Raw genomic sequence first — 13,457 nt, forward strand, 5'->3', positions numbered from 1 at the left:
TTTGAGTATGGACCAATTTTTAGCGCAAATCTTTGCTGTAATTCACCAAATTCCAAAAGGAAAAGTCTCCACCTACGGGGAAATTGCAAAAATGGCAGGTTACCCGGGCTACGCAAGACATGTTGGTAAGGCGCTTGGTAATTTGCCAGAGGACAGCAAACTCCCGTGGTTTAGAGTGATAAATAGTCAAGGAAAAATATCCTTAAAAGGCTGTAATTTAGAACGACAAACAAAGAAATTAGAAGCCGAAGGAATTGAAGTATCTGAGATTGGAAAAATTTCGCTAAGAAAATACAAATGGCAGCCTTAGGCTGCCATTTTTTGTTCGCTGAGTTTGATATTAACGCGTACCAACTAGACGAATATCCAACTGGTGAGTTTGTGCTTCATCTGTGATTACACCGTTATGTGTATCGCTGATAAAACGCAATTTACCATCCACTTCAATACGCGCACGGACGCTGTAACGATGGTTTGGTTTGATTTCATTGTTATCGTAGTTCAGCTCAAAAGAAAGAGGAACTTGTTTGCCTTCCGTTTCGAATGTCTGCTTTGCTAGTACTTTTGCTGGCGCATCAGCCAAAGACACATCTTCTAACGCAACGGTAACCACTGCGTTTGGCGGCAGAGCAATACGCTCACGGTAAGCCACTGTACCTGTAATCGTCTTCATTGACGCCTCTGCAGATTCCATTTCTGTATTTTGAGAAGTTTGGCAACCCACTAACGCAGCCCCAAAGAGTAAAGAAGTAACAAGCAGTAGTGTTTTTTTCATATCTTCCTCGAAAAGAGTATTAAACCGGAGCAATTATAGGTGTGGAATACAAAACTGTCTGCTTCCTGTCAGCTTATTTGACAATAGTTTGACTGAGTTAGAATTTATCAAACAATTGATTTTGTTTCATAATCGGAACAATACTATTTCTAAGTTACTCAATAGTTCTTAACTATGGTACTTCACAAGAGTGAGACTGTTGAGGTAAGTTGGAGTGAAAGACAACGGTGAGGAGACACAATGAGTAAACCATTACGAGAATTGCTCAGCCTACTACAACTCGAAAAATTAGAAGAGGGCTTGTTTCGTGGCCAAAGTGAAAACCTAGGTTTGCCTCAAGTGTATGGCGGCCAAGTGATTGGGCAAGCGCTTTCTGCTGCGCGCTACACCGTTGAAGAAACACGCGCGGTGCACTCCTTCCATAGCTATTTTTTGTACCCTGGCGATCCAGAAAAGCCCATCATTTATGATGTAGAAAACCTAAGGGATGGCCGTAGCTTCAGCACCAGGCGCGTTAAGGCGATTCAAAATGGACGCCCTATTTTCTACCTAACGGCGTCTTACCATGGCGATCAACCTGGGTTTGATCATCAAAAGGAGATGCCAGACATTCCTGGCCCAGAAAACTTCGCCTCTGAGAGTGAGCTTGCTAGCCATATAGCCGAATTCCTGCCAGAGCGACTACGCAAAACATTTTGTGGTGAAAAGCCAATTGAAACCCGTCCTGTTACGGTCATCAACCCCCTAAAACCCAAAAAAGCAGAGCCTAAACAGTATCTTTGGATTCGTGCCAATGGTGAAATGCCAGAGAACCTGCTTATTCATCAGTACCTGTTGGCCTACGCATCAGATTGGGGATTCCTCGTGACAGCAATGCACCCACATGAAGTGTCATTAATGACGCCAAACTTCCAAGTTGCCACCATTGACCATTCAATCTGGTTCCACCGTCCGTTCAAAATGGATGAATGGTTGTTGTACGCGATAGAAAGCCCAACAGCGAGCAATACTCGTGGGTTAGTGCGTGGCGAAATCTATAACCAGCAAGGTCATTTAGTGGCAACCGCAGTGCAAGAAGGTGTAATGCGCTATACCAAGTAACCGCTAAATCTTAAACGACAAAAGGAGTGCTCAGCACTCCTTTTTTGTGGGTATCAAACGATGATTAATTTGGTTGATACTTCATAGTAATGACCGACCATTCGTAAAGTGATTTCGGGTAGCCGTATTCGCTTTTCCCGTAAACGACATTTGGGTCAGCATAGAATCCACCTTTATCCGTTGCTAAAAATTCACGCACCCCACGACGGTAAGTAATGATTGGTGCAGCCAACTCATACTCTATGTCTTCCAAATTAGAATCATCAATCACTAAGAACCGAGTCATACGGATAGTGCTACCGCTGGTGCAATACCCTGGATCATCATAACCAATTGCATTAAAAGGCTTAAGGTCATCAGCAAATAGCTCTGATGTACATCCATCGAATCGAGCAACATGCACCCACGCTGCCTTTTCTTGTCTTCGGTCATCGCTACCAACTGGCTTAAACATAAATAGCACAACCTTACCTTTACCGTGTTTTTGCAACTCGTCATCCGTCGGTTCACGTACCGAACGCGAACCCAAGATACCAAATTCACTCTCTTCTAAATTGGCAAACTGTGGGGCACTAAGCGTGCTCACAATAACGGTTTGTTCGCTATTAAGTTGTGTGTATTTATCTGCAACACCCGACTCTGCCAAATCGACACTAACCGTGACTTTTGTTCTTGGTAACGCTTTGTAATCTCGCGATTCACTCTCAGAGATATCTAGCGCAATAGAATGGTATTGAGAATAATTGGTTAGCGTCAACTCAGCATTCGCATTGTCTAACGTGGCAAGATCTTTGCTCACAGTATCGCCAAATGAGTAAGTGCGAGTACCGACCGTTCTACCGAAATCTAAGTCAATTGCCTTGAAAGGCGTAAACTCAACGGTTTGAAGTTTCGTGGTAAGACCGGGATGATCCGCTTTATTAATGGTGCCGTTAACCAATACGGTTTTAGTTGTATAGTTACGTGCAGTTAGCGTCACTTCTAATTGGTACTCGCCTGCGTGCAAAATCTTCAAACGCCCCGTTTCAGAAGAGACTAACTCAACCACAGGATCTTTTTGGTTAATAAGACGATAGCTGGCTTTCGCCTCTCCTCCACTCATCACTGGTGAGATAATAGTACCCGCTGAAAAGTCTACCGTTGGATAAGCAATCGATACAGGGTTTGTGCCCTGTTTGATCGTTACAGAGAAACTGCTTTCACCCGGAGTAAATTTATCGTCCCCTGCATCCGATACAACAACTCTTGTGCTGCCAGCATTGAGGATGCGCATCTCGCCCGTTTTGCTGTCTAGGGAAACCACATCCGTTGCTGCATTTTCTGCAAATCGATACGAAACTTCGCCAACCGTACCAGAGATGGTCGGTTTTTGAACATAAGGCTGGCTGGTTTTCCAAGTCTCTTCCACATCGGATTGCACATCAATCCGACTCGGCGCACTCAGAATATTAACGTACACTTTCTGATCTGGACCCGCAGTATAATTCGCGCTCTCCTGTCTGCGAACTGTTAACGTCGCTTTACCCGCTTTGTAAACATAGGCACGTCCATCCGCAGTAACCTCTATAACATCTGTAGCAGTGTTATCAACGAGTTCTACATGATCGTTACTTGTACTTAAACCAAAGTCACGACGAAGATCAAAGCTATAGTCTTTGCTATACACCATTTCATAATCTTGTGTCACCATGGCTTGTCCCGCAGCTTTCGCTACTTTGATGACTACATTAAACTGAATTGGTTGATATAAATCCCCACCATCATCTTCAAACTTAAGACTATATTCACCAGCCGTCTCTACTTCTAATTTGCCATCGGTCATTCTTAAACCATCCGGTAAACTACCGACTAGGCTTACGTTGCCTTTTTGTCCTGAAAATGCCAAAGGAATTGAGAGGCTAGGCTGATAAATAAGCGACATTTCAATGTCGTTCATCACTGGATGAGGCGCGCGATTAACTTCAACATTGAAGCGAGCTTTGCTTGCAGGATAATTACGCATTTCATGCTCGTAGATTTCAACTTCAGCCGTACCTACACCTTTGATCAGCAGTGCTTCACTGCTCATAGATTTAGCGATAACATCTGTGCCGCTAATAATTCGCAGTGAATAGTCGCCGCGAGCGTTCGTCACCTTAGGGAAAATTCGGCCACCTTCCTCATAAGTTTTCACAACATCCGCTACGCTGATTGCTTCGCGTTGACCTTGTTTTACATCCACAACAAATTGCGCCGTTTGCTGCTTATCTAAAAAGGCATCGCTGTAAGTTGCTGTCGCTTCAACGGTTAACTGCCCAACATTATGAACAAGGAGCACACCTGACTCAGGGTTGAGTAACTCGGCAACTTTGTTGTCTGGTTCGCTGCGAATGATTTTGTATGTGATGCTTTGCGTTTGAGCTTTATCTAAACGTGCAGGTTCTAACGTCAGCCCTTTTCTATATTCGTCTTCCAGCAAGGCGAATTGAAGTTGCCCGGATGCTACTCCATGAAGCTTCACCGTCGCGCGAACTTGCTTCGGCAGATAAAGCTCGTTACCTGAGTCAGTAATCAGTACCGACGCCTGACCAATTGAGCCTAATGAATATACCGAACCGTTCTGATCAACCCGAATCAAGTTATGACCACTTTCTACTTCATAACTCAATTCACCTTTTTGGCCACGAACGGTCAGCGCTTTCCCTTCAGATTCGATTGCATTGAAGTTTAGATCACTAACCGAAAGGTCTGTGTTAATACCTCGTTCCACAGTGATAGAAAATCGTGCTTCAGAGGATTCATAAGCAGAACTGCTATCCGTAGCCAGAATTGTTGCCGTTCCTGGACGCAAAATTTGTAGCATTCCAGAGTCATTAATTTTCACAACATTTATCGGATTAGAGTCAATGACTTGATAAGACACCGAGCCATGTACATTGCTCAATTTTGCCTCTGTAACGGTTCCCACGCCCTCAAACTTCAATACCGTGTCTTCAGCTTTTAACTGTGGACGACTCTGCTTTGTTATCGTAGTTGGTGTCTTTGTATTGTTCGTTTTAGAGTCACCTCCACCACCACAACCAGCGAGTAAAGCCGCAAGAAAAAGCAAATAATATTTTCTGTTCATTTTTAGAAACACTTTGTCACAAATAAGTGCTAGCGATAATAATACGATGTTTTATTAATCACTATATCCATTTTTGAGTACTTTATTACTTAAGTATTTGCTACTGTATTACGCATAAAAATAAATGTTCAGAAGTGGTGACTAAAATACACAAAACAACACAAAGCAAACGTTTAAATTAAACCAATTAATTAATTTAGTAAGAATGAATATTCAACAAAAATAAAACACGAAAAATAAAGAGAAAAAATTGCGTTATTTTTTCATGCATTTTGCTGTATTAGCGCTTGGTGGAGGATAAAAAACAAACAGTTAATGCGGAAATAGAAGAGAGAATAAATATCGTTTATATTTATTCCAATCCAGTAAAAAGTAACCTAGTTAGAATAACCCTGCTACCTGTTAACACTTAAAATGCTAACAGGTAGAGTAACCATTAAATAAAATTCGTATAAAGCTATTTAGTTGAGAAGTGGTAACTCAGTCGTATATTTAATGGATTCCATAGCAAATGTTGAAGTCACATTAGACAATCCCTTTACACTATTAACTAAGCGCTTATAAAACTCGTCAAAACACTTCATATCTTTCACCAGCACTTTCATCATGTAGTCGTACTCGCCGGCCATACGATAAAACTCCATCACCTCAGGGAAATCACTCACTGTTGTGACAAAGTGGTGATACCAATCTTCGGAGTGATCGATGGTTTTTAGCTGAACAAAAGCGATAAAAGACAGGTCGAGTTTTTCTGCACTCAGTAACGCCACGCGCTTTTCGATGTAGCCTTCTTCTTCCAACCTTTTCAAACGCTTCCAACATGGCGTCGTTGTCAGATTTACCTGCTCTGCTAACTCATTTAATGACAAGGTGCTGTCGGTTTGTAACAACGCAAGCAGCTGTTTATCGACTCGATCCAAACTCACCCTATAAAACCCACGAAGTGTAGAAAACTTTTCTACCATAACATCTATTACCAGCAACTATAGCAAAGTTTTTCTCTCATATTATAGGTAAATTATTCCCATCTAATGCTTATCTATCGATTTCCAAGGAGAGACGCCATGTGTACTGACCACAACTGGATCAACAATGCAGTGCGTAAAATTGAAGCAGACTTTCAACGTTCTGCTGATACTCATTTATTTAAACTCGAACTGCCTTCTCTTGATGGTATCGATATCTACCTAAAAGATGAGAGCACGCACCCAACAGGCTCTCTGAAACACCGATTGGCACGCTCGTTGTTTCTTTATGCGATTTGTAACGGATGGATTGGTCCTGAAACCACAGTGATTGAAGCGTCCTCAGGCAGCACTGCCGTTTCAGAAGCGTATTTTGCTCGCTTGCTTGGCTTACCGTTCATTGCCGTTATGCCGAAAACCACCGCGCGTAAAAAAATTGAACAAATTGAGTTTTACGGTGGTACAGCGCATCTTGTAGAGCGCTCAGATCAGATTTATGACGAGTCTCGACGTTTGGCCCAAGAGTTAAATGGTCACTACATGGATCAGTTTACTTATGCTGAACGTGCGACTGACTGGCGCGGCAACAACAACATTGCGAACTCTATCTTTAGCCAAATGGAACTAGAAGATCACCCAATTCCTAATTGGGTAGTAATGAGCCCAGGAACTGGTGGCACGTCTGCAACCATTGGTCGTTTTATTCGTTACCAAAAATACGACACCAAACTTTGTGTGGTAGACCCTGAAAACTCGGTGTTTTACGACGCTTTCCAGTCAGGTAATCACTCATTAAAAGGTGAGACCGGCAGCAAAATTGAAGGCATTGGTCGACCACGTGTCGAGCCAAGCTTTATTGCAGGTGTTATTGACGAGATGCGCAAAATTCCAGACGCTGCCAGTGTGGCAACTGCACATTGGGTTTCTCAACTGATTGGGCGTAAAGTCGGTGCATCAACAGGGACGAACCTCTACGGTGTGCTTCAACTGGCCTGCGAAATGAAACAACGCGGTGAAACAGGCTCTATCGTGACACTTTTATGTGACTCTGGTGAGCGTTACTTAGATACGTATTACGACTTAGCATGGGTAAAAGAGAACATCGGTGATATTCAACCTTACCTCGCGCAACTTGAAGTCATTCAAGCGAAAGGCTGTGTCGAACCGGCATGTTGCGGTCCAATTACCGCTTAAGATGCAAATTCGAATGTAAAAAACAGCCCGCTTATTTGCGGGCTGTTTTTTATTGATTGGGGTTACTTTTTCTGACGCGCTTCAAACGCGGCCAATTGTTCTGGCGTTGCTGCTGGTTGATGGTTTTGTTTCCATTCATCGTAAGTCATGCCGTAAACACGTTCGCGAGCGTCATCAATATCTAAATCCACACCGAGATTTTCCGCTTCAGCTTTGTACCATTTGCTAAAGCAGTTGCGACAGAAGCCCGCAAGAATCATGAGGTCGATGTTCTGCACGTCTTTATTCGCGTCTAAATGCGCCAATAAACGACGAAATGTCGCCGCGTCTAACTTATCTTGTTCTTCTTGAGTCAGATTTTTATATTTGAATTCAGCCACTTTCCTTTCCTTCTCTCTTATTTGATTGACGTTAGTCACCATACCGAATAGTAAGTTCTCCAGCCTAGGAAGTCTGCTTTAGCGCAACAATTCCCAGTCTAAATGACTACCTTTGCGTAAAAGCTGATATGATAAACGCCATCTATCTTATTGATTAATTTAATATTAACATAAATCATTACAACGGTCTTTTACAAAGGTTATCGTCAAGTTATGAAAAACGCCATTCTATTATTGTCTGCCTTGACCATCAGTGTGCCGACTTTTGCTGCTCAAGAACAAACTCATCAATCTTATTTTTATCTGGGTACTGGTAACGTCGGTTTTGATACACCCTATTTTGGCTCAGACAGAGACAATGAGTGGTCCACACCACATATCACTGTTGGTTGGGGCTATCATGTCAATCAATACCTTGCGTTTGAAGGTGTGCTTCGCTATTCCCAAAACGAACTTAAGAACGACACACTGAAAACAGATTTGGATTTGCACTATTACCAAGCGGGTATGTCAGCAGTATTGACCAGTGATAACCTTGGCGATACGCCACTTTCTTTGTTCGGCCGCGTGACCGCGTTAGGGACTCAGGCAGAAATGTACGTTCCAAACCAACAAAAAGTCACCGATGATTCAGGAGCACTATTCAATATCGGTGCTGGTGTCCATTGGGATATGAGCAAAGACATCTGGTTGCGCGCAGAGTACATCTATAATGTCGCAGATATGGGCTTTGAAGATTTTTACGACAGCTACGAAGGTGTGCAAATTAGCTTAGGGAAACGCTTCTAACATTAGGTAGCACCAAGTTACCAGAATTGAAATACAAACAAGCCGAGGTTTTTACCTCGGCTTGTTTTACAATCTACGGTGTGTCATCAGTTACTGAGCGGAAAACTTTTCTGTTGTCTCTTGATTCACATGGCTACTTGGTTGACCGGCATCGAGAGAGTGTAAAATGCCATCTTGACGATCTTTTAGTGCATTCGTTAACGTCGGAAGTGCAGTGGTCGCTAACAACGCCATAACACCCGCAACTAAAACCATTTCTACCATGTAACTACCACGTACTTTTTTCAAGAGAACACCTCAAATAATAATAGGTATATGCTGCTTTCCCGGCATGACACCTAACAAGACCCGACATTCAGTCAATACGATGAGCGAGTCCTGTGCCCCTCGAAGAAGTGGCGAAATAATAAACAAAAATAATCATTAGATCTATAAGTAATCACTCTCAATATAAAAAAACACCGAACAACWGTTGTTCGGTGTTTTCAATCAAAGCTTTACGTACAGCGGCTAAGGATGAGCAATACGGCCTTTTGTATCGTGGCTGAGTGCTTTGTTCAATTCAGCTTCTACATGACCTGGCGCCTGTGTTTTCGCCGAAATCAATCGGTACATAGCCGGGATGACAAATAAGGTCACCAATGTTGCAAATCCCATCCCGAAAAAGATCACGGTACCCACGGCAATACGGCTCTCATAACCTGCCCCTGTCGATACAATCAACGGAATAGCACCAGCAAGCGTGGTAAATGCTGTCATCAAGATCGGGCGTAGACGTCGCGCAGCTGCATCAATAACCGCTTTTTCGAATTCAACACCACGGTCACGTAACTGGTTGGCAAATTCGACAATCAAAATGCCGTTTTTCGTCACCATGCCGATCAACATGATCATGCCGATCTGGCTGTAAATGTTCATGCCTTGCCCCATCACAACCAAGCCAAGGAAGCCACCAAATACGCCCATCGGCACCGTAAACATCACCACTAACGGGTTCACGAAGCTTTCAAACTGAGCCGCCAACACGAGATACGCCACAAGCAATGCCAACGCAAATACGACAGCAACACTCGCTTGGTTCTCTTTAAAGTCTTTTGACTCGCCAGAATAACTCACCGAGATGTCACCTGGTAAGTTGTCTATCGCTTGTTGATCAAGGTAATTCAGCGCGTCTCCTAACGTGTAGCCTTCTGACAGATTAGCCGTAATAGTGATGGATTTCTGTTTGTTGTAGTGAGATAGACGAATAGAAGCTGCCACTTCTTCAATTTTAGTGACCGCGTCTAACGTCACTAACTGCCCACTATTAGTTCGCAGATAAATCTGGCTTAAATCCGCTGCATTATTAAAGCTGTTTTCATCACCACGAAGATACACATCATACTCTTCGCCACGCTCAACATAAGTCGTTTCACTTTTACCACCAAGCATGATTTCTAGCGTATCAGAAATGTCTTTGACACTGACCCCTAGTTCTGCGGCACGCTGTCTGTCGACCGTAACCAATAGCTCTGGCGTTTTCTCTGAGTAATCGATCTCAGCACCTTCCATCATTGGCGATTCTTCTGCTTTGTTTTTCAACATTTCAGCCCAGACGAGAAGTTCATCGTAATCAGAGCCACCTAACACAAACTGAACAGGCTCACTCGAACCACCTTGGAAACCAGGCATGAATGGGAACACTCGAACATCAGGTATGCCAGCCAGTGCGCCACGCACTTTGTTAAGCGCTTCCTGAGCTGTTACATCTCGCTCGTTCCAGTCTTCTAGAATCATGATAACAAAGCCGGTTTGATCGCCTGCCTGTCCACCAAATGCAGGCGTTTGAATACTAAACGACTTCAGATATCCTTGCCCAAGTAATGGCATCAATCGGTCTTCAACAATGTCCATATTGGCTGACATACGATTGTATGACGTAGCATCAGCCCCGCGTACAAACGCAAACATCACGCCGCGATCTTCTTGAGGGGTCAACTGGGCTGGCACTTGGTTCATCAAGAAGTAACTGCCGCCCAAACACGCCAAAATCACCAGCGGTGCAGCCCAACGCATTTTCAATGCGCCTTTCAATAATGAGCGGTAACCACTCTCAAGTTTACTAAATAGGCGATCGACCACTTGATTAAATCGATTTGGTTTTACATTCGCCTTCAAAATCTGACTACCCAATACAGGAGTTAATGTTAGGGCGATCAAAGACGAGAAAATTACTGACATCGCCAACAAGACAGAAAACTCAGTAAATAGCAGACCTACCATGCCATCCATAAAAGAAATCGGCAGGAATACCATCACCAGCACTAGCGTTGTCGCGATAACGGCAAAGCCTACTTCCCGCGTGCCTTTATAGGCCGCAAGCAAAGGCGATTCACCACGTTCGATATGGTGGAAGATGTTTTCAACAACCACAATCGCGTCATCCACTACCAAGCCGATAGACAGGATCAACGCCATCAAGGTGATTAAGTTGATAGAAAAGCCAAAGTAATAAGCGGCAATGAATGAGGAAATCAGCGATACCGGAACCGTAACAGCTGGGATCAAGGTTGCACGAGCTTGACCAATGAAGATGTACAACACCAAAATAACCAAACCGCCCGTAATAAATAGCGTGCTATATACCTCTTCTATCGAGCGCTCGATAAACACCGTCGCATCGTAGTCGATAGCAAGCCGCGTTCCTTCCGGCAAGAACTTCTGGATGTTATCAACTTCAGCTCGAACCAATTTTGCTACTTCTAACGGGTTCGCATCAGACTGAGGAACAACCCCCAAACTAACATTGACAACGCCATCGCTTTTAAAGGTCGAGTTTTCGTTTTCTGCACCGATAAAAACATCAGCGACATCTTTCAAATAGATAGGCGTGTTGTCGCTCGCTCTTTTAATTACGAGGTACTCAAAATCTTCCGGCGTGTTATAGCTACGCGCTGTCCGTACCGACATGACTGTCGAGTCATTGCGAACTTCACCACCCGGACTTTCTAAGTTTTCACTTCGCAGTGCCGATGTAATGTCCGAAGCCGTGACTGAGCGCCCCGCCATCAGCTCTGGCTTAAGCTTCACGTACATCACCTTGTACAAACCACCAGAGAGATCAATGGAGCTCACCCCAGAGATCAAGCTAAAGCGATCCATCAGTACACGTTCTGCATAATCCGTCAATTGAGTGCGGTCCATCTCTGCAGAGCTGAGGTTAATATAGAGGGAGGCCTGACCTGAACCGTTATTCTTGTAGACAATTGGATCGTCCGCTTCATCAGGTAGCGAACGTTGAGCGCGAGCCACCGCGTCGCGAACATCACTAACACCCGTATTGAGATCGTAACCTAGCTCAAAAGTGATCGTGATACGCGAACTGCTGTTTCGCGTCGTCGAACTGATCTCATCGATTCCGCTGATACCTGAAAGCTGATCTTCTAATACAGACGTAATTTGACTCTCGATGATCGTCGCGGAAGCGCCCTCGTAACGCGTACTGATGGAAACGACCGGACTTTCAATGTCCGGCATTTCTCGCACCGCTAGTTTCGTAAAGGATACAAAACCAAATACACACAGCAGCATACTCAATACCAACGCTGCGACTGGGCGTTTTACAGAAACGTCAGAAAGTAACATTAGTTTGCTTCCTTAGCCGCTTCGTCTTGCGTGCTTTGAACACCTTGATTACCAGTTGCGTTAGCTGTTTCTGACTTTCCTGGTGCGACAATTTCCTTAACTTCAACACCATCTCGCATATTAACGATGCCCTGTACAACAATTTTGTCGCCAACTTCAACGCCTGATTCAATAACGACTTCGTTATCGACACGAGCACCGAGAATGACTTCTTGTCGAGTCGCTTTATTGTTGTCATCGATGACGTATACGTAACGCTTGGTGCCAGAGTATTCTAGTGCTTGAACCGGGATAATTGGCGCTTCAATCGCAGGGAAGGCCAATGATGCATTCATTAACATGCCCGGCTTTAAGCGGTTTTCAGGGTTCTCAAACTCAATACGCACACGCAGGTTCAGCGTTTCTGAGCTAATCCGCGTATCAATGCCTGTGACTTGACCAGTAAACGTCTGTTCACCCCATGCACTGGTTTTGGCAATGACTTCCATACCAATAGAAAGCATCGATAAATAGCGCTCCGGTACTTGTAAATCCAGCTCCATGACGGAAAGGTCATCCAAGGTCAACAGCTCTGTACCCGCGCTAACCATTTTACCGCGACTAAAGTCAATGAAACCAACAGTGCCAGAGAATGGAGCCGTAATATGAAGATCGGCCAAATTTGCTTGAGCGGCGTCCAGCCTTGCTTGTGCGATTTCAACGCTTGCTTTTTGTGCGTCGATCTCAGTTTGGGTGATAGCATTTCGCTTAACCAAACGTTGAAACTCTTTTAGCTTACGTTGTTCATCTTTAAGGTACGCCTTTGCCTCAATCAAAGCGGCTTGAGCCTTATCATCATCCAACTTTATTAACAGCTGACCTTGTTGGACATTTTGATTCGCTTTAACAGCGATTTGATTCACTTTGCCGGCGACTTCCGATGCAACAACCACAGACTCCGCCGCTTCTAGTTTACCGATAAGCGATAAGGATTGATTGATCTCGTGCGTTTCTACTTGTTCAGTTACGACGGTAACTGCTGAGCCTCGCATAGCTGCGAAAGCTGATGGAGAACTCATTAATATAGAAAGCGTTAAAACAGATAACGATAACGTGGCTTTCATGCTCATGATATTGACTTCTAAACGAATAAACTTATGTCATTAAACTGCTTACATTTTATCAGTAGATACGTGGTTTAACGTCAAGTAGTGTAAATTCAAGTAAAAAGAGCGTTTCTCTTCTGTTCAAAGGACACACAAAACGCTGACTTTCTACCATCTTTGCCCAAAAAGACAGCATTCAACGTAAAAACGCAAGAAAAACGCTTTACAGCCTGAGCGAGTTTGCTATGATTCGCTCCGCACTTGGGAGATGAGTTGGGAAAACATCTTGCTAAGTATAAAAATCCTCTGGAGGGGTTCCCGAGTGGCCAAAGGGAGCAGACTGTAAATCTGCCGGCACTGCCTTCGATGGTTCGAATCCGTCCCCCTCCACCATATTCTTTCTTGTGTTTTTCCTTTAAACATAAGAACAACTTGGAA

The 13,457-nt window shown here is 43.9% G+C and carries 11 protein-coding genes and 1 tRNA gene; 5 read left to right on the forward strand and 7 right to left on the reverse strand.

From position 1 onward, the window contains the following. Window positions 1-7 precede the first annotated feature (7 nt). Entirely contained in the window at window positions 8-310 is a 303-nt protein-coding gene (locus R2S67_RS18370) for a DNA base-flipping protein (protein WP_317346553.1), read from the forward strand. A 30-nt stretch (window positions 311-340) separates the two neighbouring features. On the opposite strand, the gene R2S67_RS18375 is transcribed toward R2S67_RS18370, so the two are convergent. Beyond that, the gene (locus tag R2S67_RS18375) at window positions 341-775 is read right to left on the reverse strand and encodes a YbaY family lipoprotein (protein ID WP_012842007.1); all 435 of its coding nucleotides are present in this window, start codon (window positions 773-775) and stop codon (window positions 341-343) included. Window positions 776-1,015: 240 nt separating this feature from the next. On the opposite strand from R2S67_RS18375, the gene tesB reads away from it, so the two are divergent. After that, window positions 1,016-1,876, forward strand: coding sequence for an acyl-CoA thioesterase II (gene tesB, locus R2S67_RS18380; protein ID WP_005390581.1), 861 nt, complete (start codon window positions 1,016-1,018; stop codon window positions 1,874-1,876). Between the two features lie 64 nt (window positions 1,877-1,940). On the opposite strand, the gene R2S67_RS18385 is transcribed toward tesB, so the two are convergent. Then, window positions 1,941-4,982: a cadherin repeat domain-containing protein gene (locus R2S67_RS18385; protein ID WP_317346554.1), complete on the reverse strand. Its 3,042-nt coding sequence runs from the start codon at window positions 4,980-4,982 to the stop codon at window positions 1,941-1,943. Between the two features lie 461 nt (window positions 4,983-5,443). Beyond that, window positions 5,444-5,908, reverse strand: coding sequence for an Lrp/AsnC family transcriptional regulator (locus tag R2S67_RS18390; protein WP_005390577.1), 465 nt, complete (start codon window positions 5,906-5,908; stop codon window positions 5,444-5,446). Between the two features lie 138 nt (window positions 5,909-6,046). Here R2S67_RS18390 and R2S67_RS18395 point away from each other — a divergent pair, with 138 nt between their 5' ends. Continuing rightward, a complete protein-coding gene (locus R2S67_RS18395) occupies window positions 6,047-7,141 on the forward strand; it encodes a PLP-dependent cysteine synthase family protein (RefSeq protein WP_046874698.1) in 1,095 nt (364 codons plus the stop codon). 62 nt (window positions 7,142-7,203) lie between these two features. On the opposite strand, the gene R2S67_RS18400 is transcribed toward R2S67_RS18395, so the two are convergent. Beyond that, a complete protein-coding gene (locus R2S67_RS18400; protein WP_005390574.1) occupies window positions 7,204-7,521 on the reverse strand; it encodes a DUF1244 domain-containing protein in 318 nt (105 codons plus the stop codon). A gap of 213 nt (window positions 7,522-7,734) precedes the next feature. Between R2S67_RS18400 and R2S67_RS18405 the strand changes: the two genes are divergently transcribed. Then, window positions 7,735-8,310, forward strand: a complete 576-nt coding sequence (locus R2S67_RS18405; protein ID WP_152815172.1) for a porin family protein — start codon at window positions 7,735-7,737, stop codon at window positions 8,308-8,310. Window positions 8,311-8,400: 90 nt separating this feature from the next. On the opposite strand, the gene R2S67_RS18410 is transcribed toward R2S67_RS18405, so the two are convergent. The 3 genes from R2S67_RS18410 to R2S67_RS18420 all read right to left on the reverse strand — a co-directional run bounded on the left by R2S67_RS18410 (window position 8,401) and on the right by R2S67_RS18420 (window position 13,043). Next, window positions 8,401-8,598, reverse strand: coding sequence for a type II secretion system protein (locus R2S67_RS18410; RefSeq protein ID WP_005390570.1), 198 nt, complete (start codon window positions 8,596-8,598; stop codon window positions 8,401-8,403). Window positions 8,599-8,820: 222 nt separating this feature from the next. Then, window positions 8,821-11,934: a multidrug efflux RND transporter permease subunit VmeF gene (gene vmeF / locus R2S67_RS18415; RefSeq protein ID WP_109168579.1), complete on the reverse strand. Its 3,114-nt coding sequence runs from the start codon at window positions 11,932-11,934 to the stop codon at window positions 8,821-8,823. Then, window positions 11,934-13,043 carry an efflux RND transporter periplasmic adaptor subunit gene (locus R2S67_RS18420; RefSeq protein ID WP_012842013.1) on the reverse strand — a complete coding sequence of 370 codons (1,110 nt, stop codon included), beginning with the start codon at window positions 13,041-13,043 and terminating at the stop codon, window positions 11,934-11,936. Before R2S67_RS18420 ends, vmeF begins: the two co-directional genes overlap by 1 nt. Before the next feature lie 284 nt (window positions 13,044-13,327). Between R2S67_RS18420 and R2S67_RS18425 the strand changes: the two genes are divergently transcribed. Beyond that, a tRNA-Tyr gene (locus tag R2S67_RS18425) sits at window positions 13,328-13,412 on the forward strand. The last annotated feature ends 45 nt before the right edge of the window (window positions 13,413-13,457 follow it).

It is taken from the genome of Vibrio sp. T13N (assembly GCF_032970445.1).
Taxonomy (GTDB): Bacteria; Pseudomonadota; Gammaproteobacteria; order Enterobacterales; family Vibrionaceae; genus Vibrio; species Vibrio diabolicus.